At 60.4% G+C, this 23,802-nt stretch carries 21 protein-coding genes and 1 tRNA gene; 11 read left to right on the forward strand and 11 right to left on the reverse strand.

What is annotated here, in order from left to right; translation table 11 throughout:
• Positions 1–5: 5 nt before the first annotated feature.
• From H4I92_RS02235 to H4I92_RS02250, 4 genes are all read right to left on the reverse strand, one after another.
• Entirely contained in the window at positions 6–2,597 is a 2,592-nt protein-coding gene (locus tag H4I92_RS02235) for a CHASE2 domain-containing protein (RefSeq protein WP_077529090.1), read from the reverse strand.
• 29 nt (positions 2,598–2,626) lie between these two features.
• Entirely contained in the window at positions 2,627–4,225 is a 1,599-nt protein-coding gene (locus H4I92_RS02240; RefSeq protein ID WP_179105595.1) for a FecR domain-containing protein, read from the reverse strand.
• Between the two features lie 83 nt (positions 4,226–4,308).
• Positions 4,309–5,010 (reverse strand): response regulator transcription factor, encoded by a 702-nt coding sequence (locus H4I92_RS02245; RefSeq protein WP_077529016.1) that lies wholly within the window; start codon positions 5,008–5,010, stop codon positions 4,309–4,311.
• Between the two features lie 133 nt (positions 5,011–5,143).
• Complete coding sequence (locus H4I92_RS02250) at positions 5,144–7,333, reverse strand: DNA topoisomerase III (RefSeq protein ID WP_077529017.1); 2,190 nt, start codon at positions 7,331–7,333, stop codon at positions 5,144–5,146.
• Between the two features lie 71 nt (positions 7,334–7,404).
• Here H4I92_RS02250 and H4I92_RS02255 point away from each other — a divergent pair, with 71 nt between their 5' ends.
• Entirely contained in the window at positions 7,405–7,722 is a 318-nt protein-coding gene (locus H4I92_RS02255; RefSeq protein ID WP_077529018.1) for a BolA family protein, read from the forward strand.
• A gap of 10 nt (positions 7,723–7,732) precedes the next feature.
• The gene (locus H4I92_RS02260) at positions 7,733–8,359 is read left to right on the forward strand and encodes an L-threonylcarbamoyladenylate synthase (protein WP_077529019.1); all 627 of its coding nucleotides are present in this window, start codon (positions 7,733–7,735) and stop codon (positions 8,357–8,359) included.
• A 6-nt stretch (positions 8,360–8,365) separates the two neighbouring features.
• Here the strand turns inward: H4I92_RS02260 and H4I92_RS02265 are convergent, their stop codons facing one another.
• Entirely contained in the window at positions 8,366–9,022 is a 657-nt protein-coding gene (locus H4I92_RS02265) for a hypothetical protein (protein ID WP_077529020.1), read from the reverse strand.
• Between the two features lie 249 nt (positions 9,023–9,271).
• Here H4I92_RS02265 and H4I92_RS02270 point away from each other — a divergent pair, with 249 nt between their 5' ends.
• From H4I92_RS02270 to H4I92_RS02280, 3 genes are read left to right on the forward strand one after another with little or no spacing between them, the layout of a single operon-like run.
• On the forward strand, positions 9,272–9,433 hold the full coding sequence (locus H4I92_RS02270; protein ID WP_179105596.1) for a hypothetical protein: 162 nt from the start codon (positions 9,272–9,274) through the stop codon (positions 9,431–9,433).
• Positions 9,434–9,464: 31 nt separating this feature from the next.
• Positions 9,465–9,647, forward strand: coding sequence for a hypothetical protein (locus tag H4I92_RS02275; protein ID WP_077529022.1), 183 nt, complete (start codon positions 9,465–9,467; stop codon positions 9,645–9,647).
• Positions 9,644–9,790 carry a hypothetical protein gene (locus H4I92_RS02280; protein WP_179105597.1) on the forward strand — a complete coding sequence of 49 codons (147 nt, stop codon included), beginning with the start codon at positions 9,644–9,646 and terminating at the stop codon, positions 9,788–9,790. The genes H4I92_RS02275 and H4I92_RS02280 overlap by 4 nt, the downstream gene beginning before the upstream one ends.
• A 34-nt stretch (positions 9,791–9,824) precedes the next feature.
• Here H4I92_RS02280 and H4I92_RS02285 read toward each other — a convergent pair.
• A tRNA-Arg gene (locus H4I92_RS02285) sits at positions 9,825–9,901 on the reverse strand.
• Between the two features lie 112 nt (positions 9,902–10,013).
• On the opposite strand from H4I92_RS02285, the gene H4I92_RS02290 reads away from it, so the two are divergent.
• Both H4I92_RS02290 and H4I92_RS02295 read left to right on the forward strand, forming a co-directional pair.
• The gene (locus H4I92_RS02290; RefSeq protein WP_245800831.1) at positions 10,014–10,688 is read left to right on the forward strand and encodes a TIGR04283 family arsenosugar biosynthesis glycosyltransferase; all 675 of its coding nucleotides are present in this window, start codon (positions 10,014–10,016) and stop codon (positions 10,686–10,688) included.
• Between the two features lie 27 nt (positions 10,689–10,715).
• On the forward strand, positions 10,716–11,336 hold the full coding sequence (locus H4I92_RS02295) for a TIGR04282 family arsenosugar biosynthesis glycosyltransferase (RefSeq protein WP_077529023.1): 621 nt from the start codon (positions 10,716–10,718) through the stop codon (positions 11,334–11,336).
• Here H4I92_RS02295 and H4I92_RS02300 read toward each other — a convergent pair.
• Positions 11,321–13,324 carry a class I SAM-dependent methyltransferase gene (locus H4I92_RS02300; RefSeq protein ID WP_143512575.1) on the reverse strand — a complete coding sequence of 668 codons (2,004 nt, stop codon included), beginning with the start codon at positions 13,322–13,324 and terminating at the stop codon, positions 11,321–11,323. The two genes, H4I92_RS02295 and H4I92_RS02300, sit on opposite strands and share 16 nt — an antisense overlap.
• Before the next feature lie 36 nt (positions 13,325–13,360).
• A complete protein-coding gene (locus H4I92_RS02305; protein WP_077529025.1) occupies positions 13,361–15,562 on the reverse strand; it encodes a flagellin N-terminal helical domain-containing protein in 2,202 nt (733 codons plus the stop codon).
• 301 nt (positions 15,563–15,863) lie between these two features.
• Between H4I92_RS02305 and H4I92_RS02310 the strand changes: the two genes are divergently transcribed.
• Positions 15,864–16,991 carry an HD-GYP domain-containing protein gene (locus H4I92_RS02310; RefSeq protein WP_179105598.1) on the forward strand — a complete coding sequence of 376 codons (1,128 nt, stop codon included), beginning with the start codon at positions 15,864–15,866 and terminating at the stop codon, positions 16,989–16,991.
• Positions 16,992–16,997: 6 nt separating this feature from the next.
• On the opposite strand, the gene H4I92_RS02315 is transcribed toward H4I92_RS02310, so the two are convergent.
• The 3 genes from H4I92_RS02315 to H4I92_RS02325 all read right to left on the reverse strand — a co-directional run bounded on the left by H4I92_RS02315 (position 16,998) and on the right by H4I92_RS02325 (position 20,620).
• Entirely contained in the window at positions 16,998–17,906 is a 909-nt protein-coding gene (locus H4I92_RS02315; RefSeq protein ID WP_077529027.1) for a methionyl-tRNA formyltransferase, read from the reverse strand.
• 442 nt (positions 17,907–18,348) lie between these two features.
• Positions 18,349–19,892, reverse strand: a protein-coding gene (locus H4I92_RS02320; RefSeq protein ID WP_143512552.1) for an IS3 family transposase whose coding sequence is annotated in 2 segments (ribosomal slippage) — positions 18,349–19,421 and positions 19,421–19,892 — 1,545 coding nt in all. Because the reading frame shifts where the segments join, the coding sequence is not laid out codon by codon here.
• Between the two features lie 284 nt (positions 19,893–20,176).
• Positions 20,177–20,620, reverse strand: a complete 444-nt coding sequence (locus H4I92_RS02325) for a hypothetical protein (RefSeq protein ID WP_143512576.1) — start codon at positions 20,618–20,620, stop codon at positions 20,177–20,179.
• A 186-nt stretch (positions 20,621–20,806) separates the two neighbouring features.
• Here H4I92_RS02325 and rfbB point away from each other — a divergent pair, with 186 nt between their 5' ends.
• From rfbB to H4I92_RS02340, 3 genes are read left to right on the forward strand one after another with little or no spacing between them, the layout of a single operon-like run.
• The gene (gene rfbB / locus H4I92_RS02330) at positions 20,807–21,865 is read left to right on the forward strand and encodes a dTDP-glucose 4,6-dehydratase (RefSeq protein WP_077529029.1); all 1,059 of its coding nucleotides are present in this window, start codon (positions 20,807–20,809) and stop codon (positions 21,863–21,865) included.
• The gene (gene rfbA, locus H4I92_RS02335) at positions 21,862–22,731 is read left to right on the forward strand and encodes a glucose-1-phosphate thymidylyltransferase RfbA (RefSeq protein WP_077529030.1); all 870 of its coding nucleotides are present in this window, start codon (positions 21,862–21,864) and stop codon (positions 22,729–22,731) included. The genes rfbB and rfbA overlap by 4 nt, the downstream gene beginning before the upstream one ends.
• Positions 22,728–23,801 (forward strand): DegT/DnrJ/EryC1/StrS family aminotransferase, encoded by a 1,074-nt coding sequence (locus H4I92_RS02340; RefSeq protein ID WP_077529031.1) that lies wholly within the window; start codon positions 22,728–22,730, stop codon positions 23,799–23,801. The genes rfbA and H4I92_RS02340 overlap by 4 nt, the downstream gene beginning before the upstream one ends.
• The last annotated feature ends 1 nt before the right edge of the window (position 23,802 follow it).

Below are 23,802 nucleotides of genomic sequence, written 5' to 3' on the forward strand. Positions count from 1 at the left end.
CCATTTCAGTCTGTCAGCGGCAGGTACAGACGGAAAGTGGAACCACGCCCAAGCGTGCTGACCAGATCCACGGTGCCACCATGGCGCTCGGCCACTGTTTGCACAAACGCAAGACCCAGGCCCGCCCCGTGCGGGCCGCCCATCTCCTGGTCCTGCTGCCGGCGGAAACGCTGGAACACCATGGGCTGATCCTCGGGAGCAATGCCGGGCCCCTGGTCGGCCACTGCCACGATGCCGTAGCCTCCAGCCTTTTCCACCGTGACGGTCACTTCCGTGGACCCAGGGCTGTACTGCAGGGCGTTGCTCAGAAGATTGATGACGGCCCGTTCCAGCAGCTCCGCATTGCTCCGCAGCCACAGATCCTCTTCGCCATCCAGCAGGATCCGGATCGCCCGGCTTCTGGCCTGCTGCTCCACGGCATCCACCGCGTTTTCGGCGATGGTCAGGAGCTCGCACTCATAGAAGCGTTTCTCCGTGAGGTCTTCGGCCCGGGCCAGCTGGACGAATTCTTCCGCCAACTCGTAGCTGCGCCGGGCCAGTCGCGCGATCTGGCCCAGTGTCTCCGGGTCGGCATTACGGTTCTCGCGCTGCAGCTGGTCGAGCAGGGCCAGTTGCGAGACCAGGGGAGAGCGCATGTCATGGGATATGAAATCAATGGCCTCGCGGTACTGGCGCTGGCGTTCGCGCAGGTCGGTGATATCCGAGAAGTTGGCGATCAGGCCTGGCTGGCGCCATTGGCTCTGGCGGAAGGGGGTCAGGTGAAACAGCAGGGTGCGCTGCCCAAGCGGGAGTTCCGCTGTCAGGGGGGTGCCTTCAGTGAGTACCGACAGAATGCCGTCGCGCCAGCTCCTTTTTCCGGTTGGTGGATTCATGTCGGGTACAGCGCCTGCCAGAAGCCGGGCCAGCGGCATGCCCACAAGGCTTTCCCTGGGAGTATCAAACCAGGCAGCGATGCGCCCGTTGACGAATTCGATCACGCCCAGGGCATCCGTCACGATCACGCCATCCGGCATGCGCTCGAATCCCGTACCGATGAAACGGCGCATGCCCGCAAGGTTGAGCGCGGCGGAATGAACGCGCTGGATACGGCGCGACAGCCGTTCACGGCTGGTTTCAATGGTGGCACCTCCGGTACCGGTATGCAGGGGCAGTCGGTTCAGGTAGGCGCGCCGCGCATCGTCCGTGCCGCTGGCGGGCCAGACCAGGCCCAGTTCATGCCAGGCCCCGTTACGGTAAAAGCGGACACGGCTGGTGGTGGCCTCGTGCTGCCACTTGCCGGGTTGCTGGAGCTGCTGGGTGGTAACCGGCGGCTGACCGCGTACCGGCTGCCCTTCAGTGACCAGCCAGCCATCCCGGGCGCCCAACAGCTCCTTCAGGTGTTCCAGAAGGCGTGTCGGCGCTGTATCCGCAAGTTCGCTGGTGGGCACATCGCGCTCATGGCCGAGTGCGTCCAGCTGGCGGTTGAGGAAATGAGTGAGCAGCGCCAGACGCTCCGCCGTCCAGAGAGGGAAAGCCAGCGCCGCTACCAGCGCCGGTGCCGAGGGCGGCATCCAGAGCTGGAGCCAACGCATGGCGAGGGCGCTGAGCAGCAGGGGCAGAGCGGTCAGGCCGAGGCTGAGCAGCAGTGTGCGGGCCGGCCGCATGCGCGGGAACGCCAGTGTGATCAGAAGGATGATGCCGATGCCGGCACCGGCCACAGGCCACAGTGAGCCCGGATGGACCAGCCGGTCCCGGACCATGGCTGCATAGGTGTTGGCGTGGAACTCCACACCGGTAAGTGGGTTGCCGCGGCCGGAGATGGGCGTGGGCAGTACATCTCCAAAGCCGGCGGCGGTATGGCCCACAAAGAGCGTGCGCCCGGCAAGCTGGGAATTCGGAACGCGGCCTTCCAGCACATCGATATAGGAAAAGCGTGGGATCGCGCCGGGCCGGGTGAAGGGAACATGGACGCGGTGGCTGCGCACATTCACATAGGGCGCAGCCAGCTCCCCGGCTTCCGGGACCTGCGCTCCGATTCCGGCCTGTATGGCCACGGCATCGGCCAGGCTGGGCCAGGTAGCTTCGCCCAGCCCCTGGCGCCGGAACAGCGTACGGGCAATGCCATCGTCGTCCAGCTCCGCGTGCACATGGCCCAGGGCTGCTGCTGTCCGGGTCAGTCGGGCGGTTGGCAGGAATTCCCGCAGGGGCCTTTCACTGTCGCCCGGGAAGATATGCAGCGGCAGGATGACGTTGCCATGACGCTCCATGGCCTCCGCCAGGCGCCGGTCGTCGTGTCCGTTATCCGAGGGTTCGGTAAAGAGGATATCCAGCGCGATGGGCCCGGCATCCGCGTCATCCAGCCGATCGATCAGGCTGGCATGGCGGTGGCGCGGCCAGGGCCAGCGCCCAAGGGCTTCGAGGCTTTTCTCATCAATGGCGACAATGGCCAGATCGTCCGGCGGCGTGACCGGCATCAGGCGGATAAAGGTGTCGTGCAGCCAGAAATCGAGCTGCTGGGTGGCGGAGGTGCTGAGCAGCAGAACCAGCACGGCGAGCAGGGGCAGGGCGAGATGCCAGCGCGCCAGACGTCGGGAGGGCAGCAGCTCGGCGGTTTCCATAATACGGAAAATCCCTTCCGGTTCGGGGTTCATTCCACGGCGATTTCGCGAACCTCTCCCCAGTCACTGCGCATGGGTTCCGGAGCAAGGCCTTTCACGCGCACATGATAGCGCTCTCCCGGGTCCAGGCGCATCCGGATTTCCGTATCATTGACCTCACGGTCCTGCACGATCCGCTCAAAATCACTGTCTTCGGCGAGCTGTAGACGGTAGCCGTCGGCATTGTCGACACTCTGCCAGTACAGGTTCACCCGGTCGTCGATGGTGTTGGCACTGATGATACGGGTGGTTTCCAGGCTGCCGGCGAGCTGGAAACAGTTCACCGGGCTGGTCGCGGTGCTGTCGCCACCGGTGCGTGTAACGACTCGCCAGCAGTACTCGCCCGCCTCCAGTGGTTCACTCAGGCGTGCGCTCTCACCGGTTTTCCAGGCACTGGTGGCAATGGTCTCCTCGAATCCGGAGGAGCGTGCTACTTCCACGCGGGCCTGTTCGGAGTCCCCCTGGAGTGACCACTGGAATTCAGGCTGGTCCTGCTCCAGGGTGGCGTCCCGGGCGGGTGTCCGGAGCGTGGCCGGTCGCGCCTGCAGGCCGATCCTGAATTCCAGGGTGTCTGTTCCGCCCTTACGGTTATCGCTCAGGCTGGCGAGCTGCAGCTGGTAATCGCCGTTGGCGAGGCCAGCCAACGAGTCGCTGTTGCCGGTAACGGTCTCGCTTTTTACCCAGTCGCCGTTGTTCCGGAAAAGATCAAGCTGGAAGTGCTTTACGCCCTCCGGCGCCTGCCAGGCGATTTGAACAGGCAGTTGTTGCGCCGCGTTCGCCCCTGAGGTTATCCGTGGGGCAGGGGGGAGTGGCCGGATGACCGGGTCGGAGCCGGGATCCGGGGAAAGGTAGGCGGAATAGCCCTCGCGGATGGGCTGCGTGTCCTGCCGGGTTCCGAACCAGACCTCGCCCTCGCGAACTTCCAGAAGGGTACCGTCCTCACGGGTTTCAAGGCCAAAACGGGTGCCCCGGACGGCGGCCACGGCGGATGGCGTGTGGATCTCGAACCTTGAGCCGTCCTCCTCCGTGGGTTCCACGTGCGTTTCAATGCGGCCCTGTTCCAGGTTCATGCGGGTATCGGCCATGGCGCCACGGCCGTACTGCGTCAGGCGGTTGAACTGCAGGCGGGAGTCCGGCTCGATGGACAGGGTGGAGCCATCCGCCAGCCTGATGCGGGCATAGCCATTACTGGCGGTACGCACGCCATCACCGACGTTCAGCTGATCCCCTTCGTTCAGTAGGCTCCGGGTGCCTTCTGGATGCGTGGTCCGCCAGGCCTGGCCCCGCACGGCAACCGCCTCGGCCGGCCTGGGGCGGCGTTCCAGCCACGGTACCGGGACCTGGAGTGTGTTGCCGGGCTCCAGTGCCGCGTCCCGAGTCCGGCCGTTGTAACCCATGAGCTGGCTGGCGCTGCGATTGTCAGAGAGGAGGCGTTCGGCAATGGTGGCGGGGGTGTCATCCGGTTTTATGGTGTAGGTCCAGTCGCCATCGGAGTCCGCGGGGGCCGGTGCCAGTGTCAGCTCTGCGTTACCGGAGCCGCGCGCGACATCGGCGCTGGCGGGCATGGTGCAGAGCATGACTGCAGCCATCACGCACGACCATAGACCCGTTGGGACGCGTGGTACTGATAGGGTTGCGACTGCCTGCTGCACCATGGAACTCCAACCTGCTTTCAGGCGCTCTCGGCCTCCTGGTCCACCGCTTCCAGCCGGTAACCGCGCTGGTAGATCGTCTTGATGCGGTAGCCGTTTTCCGGCTTGATGCCCAGCCGCCGTCTCAGGCGGCTCATGTGTGTGTCCACGGTCCGTGTGTTGATGTCACTGGATACGCCCCAGACCCGCTCAAGGAGCATTTCCCGGGTGAGCAACCGGCCCTGGTTCTGGAACAGGAACAGGGTCAGGTCGAAATCCTTGTCCGTCAGCTCGATCAGTTCATCGTGGCAGTGGATGGTGCGCCTGGTGGTGTTGATCACGAAGGGCCCGAACACCAGCTCTTCCTTCTCCACGTCCGGATGAACCCGGCGCAGCAGCGCCCGCACCCGTGCCAGCAGCTCCCCAGGGCGCAGCGGCTTGGCCAGATAGTCATCGGCGCCGGCGTCCAGGGCCTGGATGATGTCCTGCTCGCTGTCGCGCTGGGTCACGAACAGTACCGGTATGGGCCAGTCCAGGTTGAGCCGGACCTGGCGCAGGACCTCGATCCCGTCGATGTCCGGGATCTGCCAGTCGAGGATCAGCAGATCGTAGCTCTTGTGGGTGACGGCACTGAGAAACGCCTGCCCGGTCGGGAAGCAGTCGCACTGTTTCCCGTCTTTTTCAAGCAGCTCCGCGATACGGTCCGCCTGTTCCTGCTCATCCTCCAGAAGTGCAATGCGCATTGGGCCCTCCGGGTTCCTTCAGTCAGCATTCCACAGGCCAACCCTGTGGTGCAGTTGTTGAATTGTTGTAAAGGGTAACATGGATCAGCGCCACTGCTTTCTCAAGGTGTTGGCGCGATTTCCTGAAATCGTGTCAAAAAGCCCCTGTGTCGGGCTTTCCATCACGGTCGGGTACCGTGGTGCGGCACCCCGGGTAGCGGCTGCACCCCCAGAAGGGGCCGTTGCGCCCGTTGCGGCGTACCAGTGGCGCATAGCAGTAGGGGCAGGGCACCGGTGCCTGATCCATGCCATCCGCAGTACCCTCGGCCTGTGCCTGTGCCTGTGCCTGTGGTTCGGGGCGGGGTTCCGGGTCTTCCATGATGCGGCGTGTGCCCTTGCATTCAGGAAAGCGCGAACAGGACCAGAATTCACCATAGGGGCCGCTGCGCCGGCGCATGGGCGCCCGGCAGCGCGGGCAGTGAACACCGGTCTGCTCCGGTTCTGGTGGAGCGAAGGCGCTGCGGGCCGGTTCGATCAGGGTGCGGATATCGCTGGCGAGCTGGGCCAGGAAGGCTTCCGTGTCCGCCTCGCCCTGGCGGATCGCCTCCAGCCGGGATTCCCAGATGGCAGTGCGGTCCGGGGTGGTGGCGTCCTCCGGCAGGCCGTCGATCAGGTCACGGCCCTTGCCCGTGGCGTGGATGGAGCGGCCCTCGCGGTAGAGGAAATCCCGGTTGAACAGGGTCTGGATGATGGCCGCGCGGGTGGCTTCCGTGCCCAGACCGTCGGTCTCGCGCAGGGTGCGGCGCAGGGCCTCGTCCCGCACGAAGCGGGCGATGCCGGTCATGGCCGAGAGCAGTGAGGCGTCCGTGAAAGGCAGTGGCGCCCTGGTGGTTTTCTCCAGGCAGCGGGCCTCGTGGCAATGGACTCGTGTGCCGGGCTCAAGCCGGGGCAGGGGGGCTTTGGGTTGCTCCTCCTCCTGGCGGCGGCGCACGGGCTCCAAGCGTTTCCAGCCAGAGCGCAGCAGCCCGGTCTCCCGCGCCCGGAAATGCTCGCCGGCGATGGTTGCGCTCAGGTGCCCCTCGCGGTGGATGGCGTCGTTCTCGAACTGCATCAGGTAGAAGCGGGCCACAAGATCGTAAACGGCCCTTTCGTTGGTGCTCAGCTTCTGCAGGTCCATCACCCGGCGGGTGGGGACGATGGCGTGGTGCGCGCCCACCTTGCCGTCGTCCCAGGCTCGGCTGCGGCGGCTGGGGTCTTCCGGCACGCCCGCAGGCGCCAGCTCGGGGAGGTTGCGCTGGATCGCCTCCAGCAGTTCGTGGCGGTCCTCCCAGTGGGCCTCCGGAAGGTAGCGGCAGTCCGAGCGCGGGTAGGTGATCAGCCGGTGCTTCTCGTAGAGGGACTGCGCGGCGGTGAGCACCTGCTCGGCACCCAGTCCGTAGCGCTTGGCCGCCGTGATCTGGAGCACCGAGAGCGAGAGCGGCAGTGGTGGCGCCTCGTTGCGTTCGCGGAAGCGGGCGTCGGTGATCTCGCCGTCCTGCCCGGTGACCTTCGCTTTCACTTCCTCGGCGGGCTTGCGCCTGAGAAGGCGGCCTTCCTCGTCAATATGGGCGGAATGCGCCTCACCGGGTTGCCAGCGGGCCCGGAAGAGGGCATCCGGCGTGTCCGGTGGGGCCAAGGCGGCATCCAGCTGGAACCAGGGCGTGGGATCGAAGTTCTCGATGGCCCGGTCCCGGGCGACCACCAGCCCGAGAACTGGGGTCTGGACCCGCCCCACGGAAAAGACCCCTTCCTTGCCCTGCTGCTGGTGATGAAGGGTGTAGGCGCGGCTCAGGTTGATGCCGTAGAGCCAGTCCGCGCGCTGGCGCGCTTCCGCCGAGGCCTTGAGCGGGGCAAAGCGCTGGTTGCTGCTTTCCGCTTCCAGGGCGCTGCGAACGGCGGGCGGGTTGAGATCGTTGATCAGAACACGCCGGACTGGGCCGGAAACGCCACACCATTCCAGCACCTCATCCACCAGGAGTTGCCCTTCCCGGTCCGGGTCGCCGGCGTGGATGACCTCGTGCGCTTCAGCGGTCAGCCGTTCAAGCACCGTCAACTGGTCGCGGACGTCCTCTTTGGGCCGGCGCTGCCAGTCCTCCGGGATCATGGGCAGCAGGTCCATGCGCCAGCGCCGCCACTCCGGGCGGTAGTCTCCGGGTTCAATGGGTTCCAGGAGGTGGCCAACGCACCAGCTCACGCACACACCGCCGCCACATTCCAGGTAACCCTTCCGGCGGTGGGGGTTGTTGGTAATGGCGGTGGCAATGGCGCGGGCCAGTGAGGGCTTTTCCGCAATGTAGAGGCGCATTCGGGCTCCTGCCGGACGCTGTGCTAGACTCGACGGCGCATTGTAACGAATCTGCGGACGCCGGAGGTGGCATGTCGCTGCATTCCCAGATCGAGTCCCTCCTTACGGAGCATTTCAGTCCCGAAGTGCTCTCTGTGGAGAATGAAAGCCACCAGCACGCGGTGCCGCCCAACTCCGAGACCCATTTCAAGGTGGTGATGGTGGCGCATGCGTTTGAGGGCAAGCGCCGTGTAGGGCGCCATCAGGCGGTCTATGGCGCGCTGGATGAGCCGCTGAAGCAGGGTGTTCACGCGCTCACGCTGCATCTCTACACTCCGGACGAATGGCAGTCCCGCGAGAGTGGGGCGCCTGACTCCCCGCCCTGCATGGGCGGATCCAGGGCCGGCTGAGGAGGCGGATATGAGCCAGTTCTTCGAGATCCACCCGGAAACCCCGCAGCCCCGGCTGGTGCGCCAGGCCGTGGAGATCCTGAAAAAGGGCGGCGTCATCGCCTACCCCACGGATTCCGCCTACGCCTTCGGCTGTGCGCTGGACAAGAAGAAGGCGGCGGAGCGCATCAAGTGGCTGCGCAATCTGGACGACAAGCACAACTTCACGCTGGTCTGTAAGGACCTCTCGGACATCGGCCCCTACGCCAAGGTGGACAACGTCCAGTTCCGGCTCCTCAAGTCCCATACACCCGGGCCCTACACCTGGATCATGGACGCCACCAGCGAGGTGCCGCGCCGGCTGCTGCATCCCAAGCGCCGCCAGATCGGCATCCGTGTGCCGGATAACCGCATTGTGGAGGCCCTGGTGGCGGAGATGGGCGAACCCATCATGAGTTCAACGCTGCTGATGCCGGGCGACGAGTGGCCCATGAATGATGCCGAGGAGATCCGTGACCGGCTGGAGCACCATGTGGACCTGGTGATCGAGGGCGGCTACTGTGGGCGTGAGCCGACCACGGTGGTGGATCTTTGCGGCGAAGTGCCCCACATCCTGCGGGAAGGCAAGGGTGACCCCACGCCGTTCCAGCAGGGGTAAGCGGGTTCAGGCTGGCTGGTTGAAGCGGATCTCGAAGCTGGCCGCCGGGTCCTGACTCGCGCCGGACTCGTCGCTGGTTACCTGTTTGCGCAGCTCCTGATAACGGTGGGCGATGTCCTGAAGGCGGTTGTTCTCAGGGCTCTCGCTCACCAGACTTTCCAGCATGGAATTGCCCTCGCCGTAGGCCTGGGAGATGCGTGAGACGTTCTCCAGGTATTCCACCGTGGGCTGGTTGGTGCTCAGGCGATTGAAGGCGGCCTTGAAGGCCCGGTTCTGGTTGAGGTCGTTCTCGATGCGGTTCTTGGTATCCGGCGCGATCTGGGCGTCCATCTCTATGTCCCCCAGGCTGTTGCGCCGCACTGCCATGCGGGTGCCCAGGTCCACCTCCAGCTCCTGCAGCTTGGTGCCGATGGTTTCCTTCACGAAACCGCTGTCGCGCGCCACGGCATTCTTGAAGTCCTGCATGGGCAGGTCCGCCAGGCTGACATTGCTGCCGCCCTGTTTTTCCAGAGTGACGCGCTCGTCGGCAATGGAGGTGGCCGTTTTGCGGGGCGTGGCTTCGCTCCCGGGGGCCTGCTGCGGTGCCTTCTGCTGGGCACCACTGGTCTCGGTGCCCTGAAGGGCCCGGGCTCCAAAGTTCAGTGCCGCATCCAGAATACCCATGATCGGTTCACTCCTGGCAGAGGTTTGCCGGTTTTCCGTCGTTCACGGGGCAGGGTATGCAGGAATCGGGCCATCAAAGGGCAGTCTGTATAACGCCAAATGCGATTACGCCCAGCAATCCAGACTCTCCTCTCAAGCGTACAAACCGTCCAGTAGTCAAACGGGCTGCCAACATTTCGTCTAACCGGATCAGTGATTGTGCCTAGACGCGTTTTCAGGTTTCTCAGTCGACTAGGGATTGTTGTCACCTTGCTCGGTATGACCGGGTTGTTGCTGGGGTTTCTGGGCGTGCTCCAGTTCGATGATTACGCGGTTGGGCTGTCTGCCGGTGTTCGGATGCTGGGATCTGTTGCAATAGCGGGATGCCTGATCAGTGCCATTGGCTTTCTGGGGCTGGAGTACGGCCCGTGATCATCAAAAAAGCTGGAACCGGAGTAACTCTATGTTTCAAAAATCGGACTTTTTCATCATTCTCGCGGTGGCTATTTCATTCGTGATATCGGCCTATCTCTGGTTTGTGATGCATGATCGTGAGCAGGCGATTTTCACGGCGATCTGGATTCCCTCGATCTTCACCTTTGGGATCTACTTCAAGCTCTGCGCGCTGATGGGGAGAAAAAAATGAGCCTGGATCTCATCTACCCCGCAGGGATTGTTTTTGGCCTGATGCTCATCGGCGTTGTCCTGACGGTTTTGGAGTTCAAACGCCAGGAAGGTAGCGACGGGAAAGATAAGGATGAGGAGCGCGTGGATCTGCGCAAGAAATAGCGGCGGTCTGCCTGTAGGAGTCTGGTTTTAAGGGTGGTGCCCCCGGCAGGATTCGAACCTGCGACCTACGCCTTAGGAGGGCGTCGCTCTATCCTGCTGAGCTACAGGGGCGGAGAGGTGCGTATGGTAGCGGGCTCTGCATCCGGCATCAAATCATGTTGTTGCCGTTGGTGAGCGGGCCAGCCTAGACTGCCCCTCTTTCCATCCGTCTCCGGGGGAGCTCTTGCGGATTTCCATCATCATACCGGTGCTCAACGAAGCTGGAGGGATCGGTGCCACCCTGGCCGCACTGCAGCCACTCCGGGGCGTCGGATGTGAGTTGATCCTGGCGGATGGAGGCAGTGACGATGGCACTCGTGAAGCTGCTGGTCATCTCTGTGATCTGTGGATTGAGGCCCCCCAGGGGCGTGCGAATCAGATGAACGCCGGTGCGGCGGCGGCTAGCGGTGAGCTGTTGCTGTTCCTGCATGCGGACACCCGGCTCCCTGTCGATGCGCTGGCGTGGCTGGAGCGGTTCGCGGCCAGTGATCGGCTCTGGGGGCGCTTTGATGTGCGCCTTTCCGGCAACCGCCCGCTGTTCCGGGTAATCGCCTGGTTCATGAACCAGCGCTCGCGGCTGACCGGCGTTGCGACCGGAGACCAGGCCATTGTCGTGCGCCGCACCGTGTTCGAACGGGTGGGCGGGTACGAGTCCATTCCGCTGATGGAGGACGTGGCGCTGAGCAAAACACTGCGACGTCATTCCCGCCCCTACTGCATTTGGGCTTCGGTAATCACGGACAGCCGTCGCTGGGAGGTGAACGGTGCCTGGCGTACCATCGTACTCATGTGGCGGTTGCGCTGGGCCTATTGGCGGGGAACCGACCCGGAGACACTGGCCCGACGCTACCGTGGCTGACATGGAGCGGAACAGGGAACAACAATAATGCAGTACCAACCTGCGTTGATGCAGTTCGCCAAATGGCCCCAGAAGGGCCAGGTCAAAACCCGCCTAGCGGCCGAGTTGGGAGAGCGCAAAGCACTGGAAGCCCACATTGTTCTGACTGATACGGTTCTTAAGAGTCTCATGGATAGCGGCTATCCGCTGACGTTCTGGTGGGACCGGGAACTGACGGAGACCCCCATTGAGGCGGAAGGCATTCTCCTGCGCCTGCGCAAGGGCGGTATTCCGCAGCGGGTCCAGCAGGGCACGGACCTCGGGGAGCGCATGGCGAACGCCCTGGACGAGGCCATTGCCCATGCTGGCTCCGGCATGATCGTGGGCAGCGACTGCCCGGCGGTGACGCCGGATTACGTCAGAAGGGCGGCCCAGGCGCTGGAAACGGCGGATGTGGTGATTGGCCCCTCGAACGACGGGGGCTTTGTCCTTATTGGCGCAAAACGCTCAGTGCCGGGCATGCTGGAAGGGCCGGCCTGGGGTAGTGAGCAGGCGCTGGCGCAGACCCAGGCGGCACTCCACGAAAAAGGGCTCCAGGTGGAGTGCCTGGAGCCCCTCTGGGACGTTGACGAACCCGAGGACTGGGCGCGCTTTCAGCGCCTGCGCTGAAAGTACAGGCTCAGTCCCTGGCCCACCAGGCTCTGGGTGCCCGTGCCGAACGCCTGGGCCTGGAGCTGTTTCACCACCGGGGCCGTGGCCAGGTTGGCACCGTCCGTATCCCGGGCGCGCAGCAGCTTCCAGTCCACCTCGCTGCTGAGGTTCTCCATCAGCGCGTGCAGCTGGTTGCCGTCTTCCGGGAAGAACCAGCGCTTGCGGCAGCCTGCCGTGGCGTAGAAGTCCGGCTCACTGAGCAGTTCCTGATAGGCCTCATGCTGCGGGTTGTTCAGAATCATCCGGCGCAGCCGCCGCAGGGTTTCCGTGGTCGGCTGCAGCTTGTGGCGTTCCATCATGCGGCGCAGGGCCACGTCCACACGGCTGGCACCATGTTCGCCGGTATGGATGTGCAGCAGCCCACCGCTGCCCAGGGCCTGCTGGGCGAGGGTCTTGATGGGCGTGCCTCCGTGGGTCTCCGAGGGCAGCTGGCGAATCTCCACCATCTGCACCCTGTTGCCGTCCTGGATGAAGCGCGTGGCCAGTGAGTAAGGCCAGAACACAATGTTCTGCAGGCCTTTCTCCTGTGCCAGACGGTTGCCGTGGGCGAGCCCCGCCAGATTCTCGTCCACCGCGACCACCTCCACGTCCGTGAAGTAGTTTGCCAGCTCCATGGCGTGCTGGCCGGAGCCGGCGCCGATCACCAGAATGCGCACGGTCTCGGGCCAGGCACTGGTGTCGATGCCCAGGCTCTGTTCCAGTTCCTGCTTGAGCGGCTGCTCATGGTGGATGCGCAGGTTATGCCAGCAGGGCCAGGCGTGGGGCAGGTCCGCGCGGGCCAGGGCCAACTCGTCCTGCTTCTCCTGGAACTGCTGCTTGTAGGCTTCTTCATCGGCCTTGTGGTAATAGGTCTCCGCCATCAGTGGCTGCATGCCTTCCGGCCAGTCCTCAAGCGCAAGACGGCCGATGTGCTGGGCGTAGCTCTGGTGGAAGAGGGCGCCGTAGAGGCTGCGCATGATGAGCCCGGCGGCGACTTCCTCCGGCTGGAACCCGTCACGCAGTTCCACCTTGAGGTTGGCGTCCAGCTCCCGGATGAAGGCGTCTTCCTCCTCCGAAACCACCTGGGCAAAGCCGGTGCGCGTGGCATAACGGCTCAGGGCCATGGCCAGGCGCTGGCGGGACTCATAGAGTTCGCCGGTGTCGCGGACCTCCAGCAGGAGGGTACGGCGGGCGTGGGTGATCAGCTTTTCCAGCTCGGCGTCCGCCAGCAGTGTGGTTTCCAGGGCCAGAAGCAGGAGTTCGTCCGCGCAGACCGCATCCAGCAACCAGTCGCCCGGCGCCATTTCCTGCGCGTACTGCTGGCGCAGCAGGCGGGTGACGAAGCGGCTCAGCTCCTGGTGGGGCAGGCCAGGGTGGGAAAGGAGGCGGATGGCATCCTGTGCAAGGGCGCTGTCGGCCTGGTGAACCTCCAGGTGACGTGCGCATTCGAGCATGCCGGCGTAGACGGAATCCCAGGCCGAGCCGTAGTCGAGCAGAGTGCGGTAGTGCAGGTATGCCTGATCAAAGCGCTGCTGCTGGCGCAGGGCATGGGCCTTGCCGGCGAAGGAGGGGGCGGACTGGTGGTCTTTCGTCAGCGCCTCGTCAAAGAGTGCCTCAGCCTGTTCCGGCTCTTCCCGCATCAGGGCCAGATAGCCCAGGTTCGCCAGCACCTGGCCGGAATCCGGGGCGGCAACACGGGCCCGTTCCAGCACTTCACCGGCTTCCGCAAGCTGGCCCTCATCCATGGCAACACGGCCCAACAGGTTCAGTGCCTCCGGGTGTTCCGGTTGGGCGCCCAGCACCACGTCCAGTGCCTCACGCACCTGGTGGCGGGCGTGCCCGCGCATGGCCGGTTTCGTATCCGGGCTGTTGGCGTAACGGTAAAGCTCGTTCGCCTGCAGCAGGCGGCGGGCCATGGCCGCTTCCTGTTCGCGGGTTACCTGTTCCAGCTGGGTCTGCGCCTGCATGATCATCCCCTTTTTATTCGTTCAGTCGTCTTGCGGTTAGCCCTGGAGCAGCTGCAGAACCTGCTGCGGCCGCTGGTTGGCCTGGCTCAGGATCGAGATACCTGCCTGCTGGAGCGTCTGCGTGCGGGCCAGCTCGGCGCTTTCTTCGGCGAAGTCCGCATCGCGGATCCGGGAGTTGGCCGCCTGAAGATTTTCAGAAGCAACCTGTTGGTTTTCTATCGTGGATTCGAAACGATTCTGGATTGAGCCAAGATTAGCGCGTTGACTGTTAACTTGGTCCAGTGCGTTGTCTATCGAAGTTATGGCATCGTTAGCCCCTTCGACCGTGGAAATATCCACGTCACGAAGCAGTTGGCCGGATTCGTTGGATCCATAGGTGCCGACTTCAAAGCCGGCAGTTTCAATATCGCCATCAACTGACCCAATTTCGATTTTACCTGCGGATTCCAGACTGATTGAGCCCCGTTTTACGAAGGGGGCCTCGCCAGCATCTGAATCCGCATCAGAATTAGTGGGAAGACCAAAATCAGCCAGTGAATCTCCCGTTGAGGATGTGAAGTCACTGATTTGGATATTAATTCCATCCTCTGCTTTGAGTCGGAATGAATCCTCGAAAACTTCGGCCTCGACCTTGGTCTGTCCCGCCTTTTTGTTGATTTCCGTTGCTATAGCTTGCTGTCGTTCAGCCACAGTGTCGCCAGCGTTAAATGTGACGCTGACTGGTCGTTCGTTGATCTCAAAGGTGGCGCTTAACGTGGAGTCTCCGCCAGTCGGTGCAGTTGCAGGTATTGCGGAGCCGACAAAGGTCGTCTCGTTGGCTTTGGCTGTTACGCCAGTTGCATCTGATGATTCATTGATCGCCGCAGCCTTAGCGACTGCGCTGCTGGCTCGACCACTTAATTCCGGCGAACTGGTGTCTGAGGAAGCACTGCTTGCGGCGATCGGCACGTCGTTGATAACAATGTCGCCGCTGCCCATGGCATCAGCGCTGACTTCTTGGCCGACGGCGCCACTGTTGCTCCCGCTGAAAGTGCCAACCTGTAAGCCGGCATTTTGAATCCCCCCAGACGTGGTCTCGAGGTTGATATCGCTGCCATCCTCAGAAATGAGCGTATATGTGCCAGTGAAGGTTCTCTGGGTCTCACCTGCACCGGCATCAGTGTCAGGCAAGCCGAAAGCGGCTGCCAATTCTGAATCATTGGCAACATTTCCGATCTCAGTCGACTGGTCTACAGGTCCAGATCCATAATCAACCTGTGGAACATTGAGAGTAATGTTGCGTCCATCATCCGCTTGGAGAGTTATACCTTTATCGGGATTCCCTTCGAAAACGGCCTCAACCCCGCTAGCTCCAGAGACTTCATTGATGCTTTCTTTTACGGCTCTTAGGAATCCTTCTTTGGAATTGAATCCATCACTTGGTGGAAGGGTCAATCGCTCGTCATTAATTTCAATGACGAGCTCCTCATCCTGGGGAAGGTCATCGAAATCTGCTGCGGGAGTTGAGCCGCTCACAGATGTTTCATTAACCACCGCCTTTACACCAGAGCTATCGGAGACTTGGTTTATGGCGGTAGCTTTTGCTATGGCACTCGCATCGTTCTGAGTAAATGATGTTTGATCAGCATCAGATTTTGAGGAGGGGACCGCAAAGCCGTTGATTACAAGATCGCCACTCTCGATTCTTTCATTAGAGGGAGAAGCCGTAATACCGTCTGTTGCACTACTTCCCAACTGACCAGGTGTGGCACCAGCAATGTTAACCCCTACGGTTTCACCCCTATTCGCGCCTATCTGGAACGTAGCCCCGTCGAAAGAGCCATCCAACAATTTGGTGCCATTGAAGTTAGTCTGTTCGGAGACTCGCCCGATCTCAGCTTTGAGCTCCTGAACTTCCTGGTTAAGGGATTCACGATCCTGCGGGCTATTGGTGGCATTAGCCGACTGTAGTGCGAGCTCCCTGATCCGCTGCAGGTTGTCCGTCATTGAGCCGAGTGCACCCTCGGCAGTCTGCGCGAGCGAGACCCCGTCATTGGCGTTTCGGATGCCGACTTCGAGTCCTTGGGTTTGGGATTCGAATCGGGTCGAAATGGCCAAACCGGCTGCGTCATCTGCCGCGCTGTTAATGCGGAGACCGGAGGAAAGACGCTCCAGAGCGGTATCCCCCTGGTCCTGGCTCCGCTCCAGGTTACGCTGAGCGTTGATAGACGCGATGTTGGTATTGATGATCTGAGGCATGGCTTTTTCCTCCGCCTTCTCGCTGCCGGCCGGGCATTGCCGGTGCCGGCACTGGTTCGATCAAAGATTGTTCTGCTGAGGTCGGTTAAGCGAAGGGTGTGCCAATTTTGGCTTTTCGGTTTCATATTTCTGTTTATAAAATAAAAAATGGATTTCCACTGAGGCGTATAGGGATGGTTTTTCGGCAGAAGTGCCGACTTTCTGGCAGGCTTTTGCCGCTTTTCCGGGGTCGCTGTGTGGAGCATTTATGCGCTAGACTCCACGCCATTATCCGGGAATAATGAACAAGGATTCAGTTGTGATGAGCCAGCCCGTCCAGGTTGCGCCAGATCTGCTTGAGGTAGGGCGGCCGCTGCTGTGGCCGCTTTACAACGCCTCTCATTGGCAGCTTGCGCCCCAGGGGCATGTAATCCAGACCCAAGGCGAATGCGAGCGGCTCCGGGCACAGGGGTATTACCATCCGCCCGAGCGGCTGGAGGAGGTGCTGGTCTCCGAGGCTGCGGCTGTGGACTCCCTCAACCCTATCAATCCCTTCACTGAGTATGGATTCCTGCTGGTGGCCCTGGAGCGGGCGCTGGATGCGCTAGCGCGTGGCCAGAAGGATGCTCGGCAGCGGCTGATGGATCTGGTTCAGCGGGTACGCCTGGCCGGCATGAGCAACCCGGAGGCCTGCTTGGCGTTGATCCATGTGTACGCCGCCAGGCCCAGTGTCCATGAGCAGACGCTGTTCTACGCATTCCTGTGCTGGTTTGTGGGGAATGAGCTCGGTTATGAGGAGGAGGCTCTGCAGCAGCTGGTGGCTGCGGCGCTGAGCGCCAATATCGCGTTGATGCCATTCCAGGATCGCTTGAACGCCTCGCGCAACACACTCTCAGATCAGCAGCGGGCCATTATCCGGCGGCATCCGGAGCGTAGCGCGGAGGTTCTGACGGCGGCTGGGGTGGCCGATGAGCCGATCATAACGGCCATTCGCCAGCATCACGAAGAGTGGGATGGTTCCGGTTACCCTAACGGGTTGCGGGCAAAGGCCATCAGCCAGCCGGCGCGGATTCTGGCCATGGCGGAACGCTATGTGGCGCTCATTACCCGCAGGGCCTATCGTGAACGCTATCGCACGGATGAGGCCCTGAGTTACCTCTTGGATGTCGCTCGGGACGACCCGAATAAGGCCCATTACCGGGCGCTTTATAATACGCTGACCATTCATCCGCCCGGCGCACTCGTCCAGCTCAAGAACGGTGAGATGGCAGTGGTGGCCAAACGCGCCCTGGGCGAACGTCCGCTGGAGATGCTTTGTGTGGCCAATCCACAGGGGCACTTCTACCTGGATCCCATCCTGCGGCGCGATGACGGCACGCATTCCCTGGTAGAACAGACCGTGGTGACGGAGCCACGGCCGTCGTTAGATTTGGCTCGGCTGCTTGGCTGAGCTTGGCTATTCGGTCGCGCTCAGCGACTCGCCGCTTTCCACGTCGAACAGCTCGGCGAAACGTTCACCACTGAAGACCCCTGCGCCGGGAACGGCCAGAACGGTGACCGGCAACAGGGCATCGCCGCAGGTCAGCCAGAGCCCGTTATCCACCACCAGTTCTCCTGGTGAGCTGTCTGAGGGCAGTGGGCCGGGTATGAAACCTACTTCATGAATAGCAATGGTCCGCCCACGGAAGCGCGCCTGGGCCGGATGGTAGGGCGTGCAGGCGTGCACGTGGTTGCGGATGGATTCCGCAGGCTCATTGAAATCAATCCAGAGATCCACTTCCCGGAGCGAGGGGTAGGTGGTGCCCTCACTCTGCTGCTCGCCTTCTGGAATTGGGCCGGTGGTCAGAACATTGTGAAGCTGTTTCATGATCTTTGGAGCCAGATCAACGAGCCGCCGGGTGAGGGTGCCCTGGGTTTCCGTATCACGGAGGCGGAATGGAAAGCGCAGCACCACAGGGCCATGATCCATTGTAGAGGTGAGGTAGTGGATGCATACCTCCGACTGTGTCAGCCCCAGCCGCAAAGGCCAGTACCAGACCGCTGCCGTTCGTATGTCTGGCAGTGGGGCAGGGTGAACGTTGAGTGCGGCAACGCGGGCCTTGCGGGTAACGGATTCAGGCAGGCGGTGGTTGAAGATAATGGAGAGGATCAGCTCTGGCTCAACGTTATCCAGCACGCCCAACAACGCTGGGTCCGCCATGTCCTCAAACCAGTGAACGGGTAGATCAAGTCCGGTGAGCCCATAACGGGCCAGTAACGGCTCATCCTCTATTGGGCAGAAAAGTTCTACACTGTGCCCCAACTGCTGCAGGGCCAGCATGCAGTGGCGAGTGAAATGGGAGTAGCCGAAGAGGGCAATGCGCATTGTCAGAGCGACTTGCCAGCAGGCCTATTCAAAAGTGGTGGCCATTCCGTTTCTGAGGCCATTCTGCTCTCCTTTGGCTAGCGCTGTTCATATCTTATGCGTTTATTATCTGTCAGCTCGGCATAGCTTGTCGATAAAGTAAGTGCTGCTCACCATTCCCCTTACCCGGCTGATACCGTTTTGAGGGGCGCTTCAATTGCTTTGCGCTGATAAAGGTTCTGCTAAGCTTGAATTGAAAACGTTGACGAGCACATTCCGATACGTGTGGCAACAAAAATTACGTAAAGCATAACCCAGGGGTCAGAATGGGGATTTGGGAGGCAGCCATTGCTGTGGCAAGTGCTCTGCTGGGGTGGGGCCTGAAGTACTACTGGGATCAAAAACATTATAGACGAGCCCCGGTGTCTGTCAACGTAGATGTCGCGTTTAAGTCATCAGCTCTTTAACAATTGACCGCCGTTTCCGGATTCAGAGTCACTGATTCCGGCAAGCTGAGTTTTCGAATATCACCGGACCAGCGGCGCGGGTTTTCAGCTTTCGCAGCCTCGATAACCCGTTGACGCTGGAACAGGATCTGGTCAGCTTCGCCGTTATGGCGCTGCTGTGGTGTCACGTAATTCAGGGCGCTGTGGCGATGCTCGGTGTTGTACCAACGCACGAACGCCAACACCCAGTCCCGGGCCTGTTCGATTGTTGTGAAGCCGTTTGTCGGAAACCCCGGGCGGAACTTCAGCGTTTTGAACAGCGACTCCGAGTAGGCATTGTCATTGCTCACTCTGGGGCGGCTTTTCGAGGGCGTAATGCCCAAGTCGTACAGTTTCTCCAGGAAGGTCGACGCCTTCATGGGGCTGCCATTGTCCGAGTGCAGCACCAGTGGTTTGTCCTTCGTTGCCAGATGCTCACGCCAGTACGCCTTTTCGATGAACTCACTGGCCAGCTCTCCGGTTTCGCTGTCGTAGACCTCATGGCCAACGATCTTGCGGCTGTACACATCCAGCATCAGGTACAGGTAGAACCAGGTGCCTCTGGCCGGGCCCGGTAACCATGAGATATCCCACGACCACAGTTGGTTTGGTTGTGTCGCCTTGTGTGTGGTCGCTTGGCGCCTGCTCTCAGGTGCTTTCTGTCGGCCTCTGGGGTGCACCTGATCGTACTCACGCAGAACCCGATAGAACGTTGACTCCGAGGCCAGGTAGCGTCCCTGATCCAGCTGATCGGCCACGATAAACGCCGGCGGGCAGCTTCGATATTCTTTCTGATTGCACAGCGATACCACGGCCTGGCGCTCCTGGTTCGTCAGTTTATTGCTCGGCGCCGCTCTGGGCACCAATGGCCTCTGGTCCGCTTTGACACCCTTGTCAGTCGTCCAGCGCTGATAAGTGCGTACAGTCAGGTTCAGCAAGGCACAAGCCTTCTCCAGCCGGGCTCCGCTACTCTGCGCTTGTTCAATCAGAGTAATGGCCTGCTGGCGATCCGGGAGGCTGGTCATTCGTCCTCGTCTTTGGGGCCCCAGATCGCCTCGGCTTTTTTTGACAGCGTCAGCAGAGCCGCCGTTTCCGCAAGCGCCTTGTCCTTGCGTCGCAATTCCGACTCAAGTTTTTTGGTTCGTTTCTTCTCGGCTTTGGTCGCTTGCCGGTTCCTTTTGGCCTGCTCATCAGACTGGGCATTAGCCCCCGCACAGGCGGCTTTCCAGGCCTCGATCTGCTCCGGGTACAGACCGTGTTTGCGGCAATATTCACCGAGCTCCGCCTCCGTCATTGGGGCGGTCTCCAGCACAATGCGGAACTTCTCTTCGCTACTCCACTTCTCGGGGGTGGCTGAGTTCGATGGCAAAACGGCACCTTGCTCTCTGGCGGCTTTACGCCAATTGTACAAGGTTACCGTACTGATGCCTTCCTGGCTGGCCAACTCGGCCACAGTCAAGCTGCGCGGTGGCGCCATCTTCTGGAGGATGGCTTCCTTACGTTCCGGTGAATAATGGGGCATGGTTGTCCTCTGAAATCATCAGGCGACAACTACCTTGACGCATAGGGGCCCTGCGCCAGGATGTCGAGAACTGGGCTGAGCGGGTGCAGGTCTGGAGTGAAGCCGTGATCGATTGCATGAACCGCATCCACCACGAGTTGGACCGAAGCGATGAGGGCATGGACGTATTGGGTAATGTGCAAAACCGTGAAGATCTGGCGTTGGAGCTATCCACTCTTGTGGAGAAAGGCCGCCTTTACTTTCCCAACGAAAATCGGTCCGCCTATGGTCAAAGTAGGCAATCTTCACGGCGTGGATATCGAAGCGCCATCCTTGACCCACTGCTCGCTACGGTTGTCATTCTGCGAGCAGAAGACAGCCCGAAGTTCGATTTTGAGGATAAAAGAGGCAAATTTGGAAAAAACCGGTACTCCAAAGCTGTCCGACTCTATTGCAACGCCTTCTTGTCTTTCACTGAGGTAGTCCTCGCTGTGCGTGAGGGAAACCGGCGGCGTATAAATTCTCTTCGAAAAGCCGGTGACCCTCGCGAAGCGGGTCGAATGGAGCGGCTGTTGCGGCCAAGTGATGATGCGCCACCACCAAGCCATCGATATTGGCTTGGAAATGATATTGGACCTCGGATTCCTCGGGAAGAGGATGTGCTTGGTGGGGATTGGCAGTAGGTATCTTACTGTTCGCTCGTCAAATGGTATGCGGTTTGCTTCTGTTATAGATACAAGTATAGACATGGCGAGAAATTGCCGCACATAAATCAGTTCCTCGGCTATAACGGCAGGAAGATACTTTCAGCAGTACTCCAGAGATAAAATGAAAACTATTTTTGACTGAAAAGAGGCCAATTCTTTGGAATTGTGGGGGAATATTAAAGTGCTTTTGGGTACAAGCCGAGCTCTTTTCGAGGAGAGCGGAATCTGATGCGAGTCCTCGTAACCGGCGGTGCTGGATTTATTGGATCACACGTTGTCGAGCTGCTGCTCAAGTTCAGCGATTACGAGGTGTTGGTTCTGGATAAGCTCACCTATGCTGGAAGCCTTCGGAATCTTGAGGGTGTTAAAGGCAATCCACGCTTTCGCTTTATCAAGGGGGATATTTGCGATCCATTGATGGTTAACAGGGTTTTCCAAGAGTTCGCGCCTCAAGCTGTTCTCAATCTGGCGGCAGAGTCTCACGTGGATCGTTCCATTGATGGGCCCGAACCCGCTGTAGAGACGAATGTTAAAGGAACCACAGTACTTCTGGAGGCAAGCCGTCATTGGCTGGCCGGGCTTAGCGAGGGTGATAAAGCCGGGTTTCGTTTCTTGCAGGTGAGTACGGATGAGGTGTTTGGTGATCTTGCCAGTGACGCACCTCCCTTCTCGCGTGATACGCCTTATGCTCCAAGTTCCCCCTATTCAGCCAGTAAGGCGAGTGCGGACCATCTGGTAAGCGCTTGGGGCCGAACCTATGGTATCCCGGTACTGACCACCCATTGCTCAAACAATTATGGTCCGCGACAGCATCCGGAGAAACTGATTCCGCATATGATTTTCCGTGCTCTGAGCGGCAAGATACTTCCGGTCTACGGAGACGGAAGTCAGGTGCGTGACTGGCTGCATGTTAAGGATCACGCGCATGGCCTACTCGAAGTGCTTCGAAATGGGACGCCCGGCAGGCACTATCTGCTGGGAAATCGGGATGAGCATACGAACCGTGAGATCGTAGAGAGCTTGTGTGATCTGCTCATGAATAAGGGAATGGTTGCGGGAGTTGACTTGCGGTCACTGATCTGCATGGTTCCAGACCGTCCGGGGCATGATCGGCGTTATGCGATTGATCCGGCTGACACGGAACGGGAGCTTGGTTGGAGCCCGGGTATTGGCTTCGAGCAAGGTCTGGCGAACACGGTGGACTGGTATCTTGAGCACCTGGAATGGGTTAATCAATCCGATACTGATTTGGAACGCCGGGGGTTGAACGCGATGGGGGCTTCATGAAAGGTATAGTGCTGGCGGGCGGAAGCGGTACCCGACTTCATCCCATCACCAAAGGTGTTTCCAAACAATTGTTGCCGATTTACGACAAACCGATGATCTACTATCCCCTATCGGTATTGATGCTTGCCGGCATTCGCGACGTTTTAGTGATAACGGCTCCTCAGGATCAGGCAGGATTTCAGCACCTGCTTGGCGACGGCAGGGATTTCGGCATTCGGATCACCTATGCCGAACAACCCAGTCCACAGGGTCTGGCACAGGCATTCACCATTGGCGAGTCCTTTATTGGAACGGATTCCGTCTGCCTTGTGCTGGGCGATAACATTTTTTACGGGCACGGCTTCACCCCGAAATTACGGGAAGCGGCTTGCCGTGAAAAGGGCGCCACCATTTTCGGGTATCAGGTCAAGGACCCGGAACGCTTCGGCGTTGTTGCCTTCGACAGCAACCGCAAGGCCACCTCGATTGAGGAAAAGCCTTCGCAGCCGAGCTCCCAGTACGCGGTAACCGGGCTCTATTTTTACGATAACGACGTTATTGACATTGCCCGCAATGTTAAGCCCTCCGAGCGCGGCGAACTTGAAATCACCTCGGTCAACGAGGCGTACCTGCGGCGTGGTGACCTGCACGTGGAGATTCTTGGCCGGGGCTTTGCCTGGCTGGACACGGGAACTCATGAAAGCCTTCTGGAAGCCGCCCAGTTCGTGGAGACCATTGAAAAACGCCAGGGCTATAAGATTGCCTGCCTGGAGGAGATCGCGTTTAAGAAACGCTGGATATCCAGGGAAGAGCTGTTGCGCTCCTCCCGCGCGCTGGATAAAACCCAATACGGCGCTTATCTGAAGGAAATTGCAGAAACATCATGATTCCCGCAACCCGCCCCTCCATTCCGAACCGTAAAACGCTTGAGCGCTACCTGGACGGTGTTTTTGAACGCGCCTGGCTGACGAATGACGGCCCTCTGGTCAGGGAACTGACGGAGCGTCTTGAAGATTATCTTGGGGTTGAAAACCTGCTCTTGGTCGCCAATGGCACCCTTGCCTTGCAGGTGGCCTATAAAGCGCTCAACATTGAACGCGAGGCCGTTACAACACCCTTCACCTTTATCGCCACTGCCAGCGCCATGCAGTGGCAGGGCATCGAGCCGAATTTTGCGGACGTCGACCCCGGCTCGATGAACCTGAGTCCCGAAAGGGCGGAGCAAGCGATTACGGAAACTACTGACGGCATCGTTCCGGTCCACGTTTATGGCCACGCCTGCGACGTGGAGGCGTTTGACAACTTGTCGGCGCGCAACAACCTCAGTCTTGTCTACGACGCTTCTCATTGTTTCGGCGTCAATTACCAGGGACAGAGCCTGCTTAACTGGGGGGATGCGGCGACGCTCAGCTTTCATGCAACCAAGCTTTATCACACGGTTGAGGGAGGTGGTATTGTTTTCCGGGACCGAAACGTTCTGGAAAAAGCCAAGCGCATGATCAATTTTGGTCAATCATCCGAAACGTCTGATATAGAGGTTGGCGGCATCAACGCCAAAATGAGCGAGGTGCATGCGGCGGTGGGATTGGCGAATCTCGATTCAATTGATGAGGTTATTGAAAAACGGTTAGCTCTTGTTGGGGAATATCGGCAGTGTCTTGGCGGCGCTGTGATCATTCCCGAGGGCAAGGGCTCCAACAACGGTGCATACCTCCCCGTTTTGTGCGCTTCATCGGGACAAGCCGAGGTTGTTGATCGTCATCTGAGGGACTCTGGCGTCAGCGCGCGCCGTTATTTCAGGCCTGCCCTTAATCGCGCGGCGGTCTTTCGCTCCACCGCGACTTGCCCGGTCGCTGAGGACGTTTCTGCTCGAGTTATATGTGTCCCTCTTTCGTCGGCAATGACCGTCGATCAGGTTCGGTGGATTTCGCGGCTTATCAAGGAAGTGATGTCATGAA

This window comes from Vreelandella halophila (assembly GCF_019903425.1).
In the GTDB taxonomy this organism is placed as follows: Bacteria; Pseudomonadota; Gammaproteobacteria; order Pseudomonadales; family Oleiphilaceae; genus Halospina; species Halospina halophila.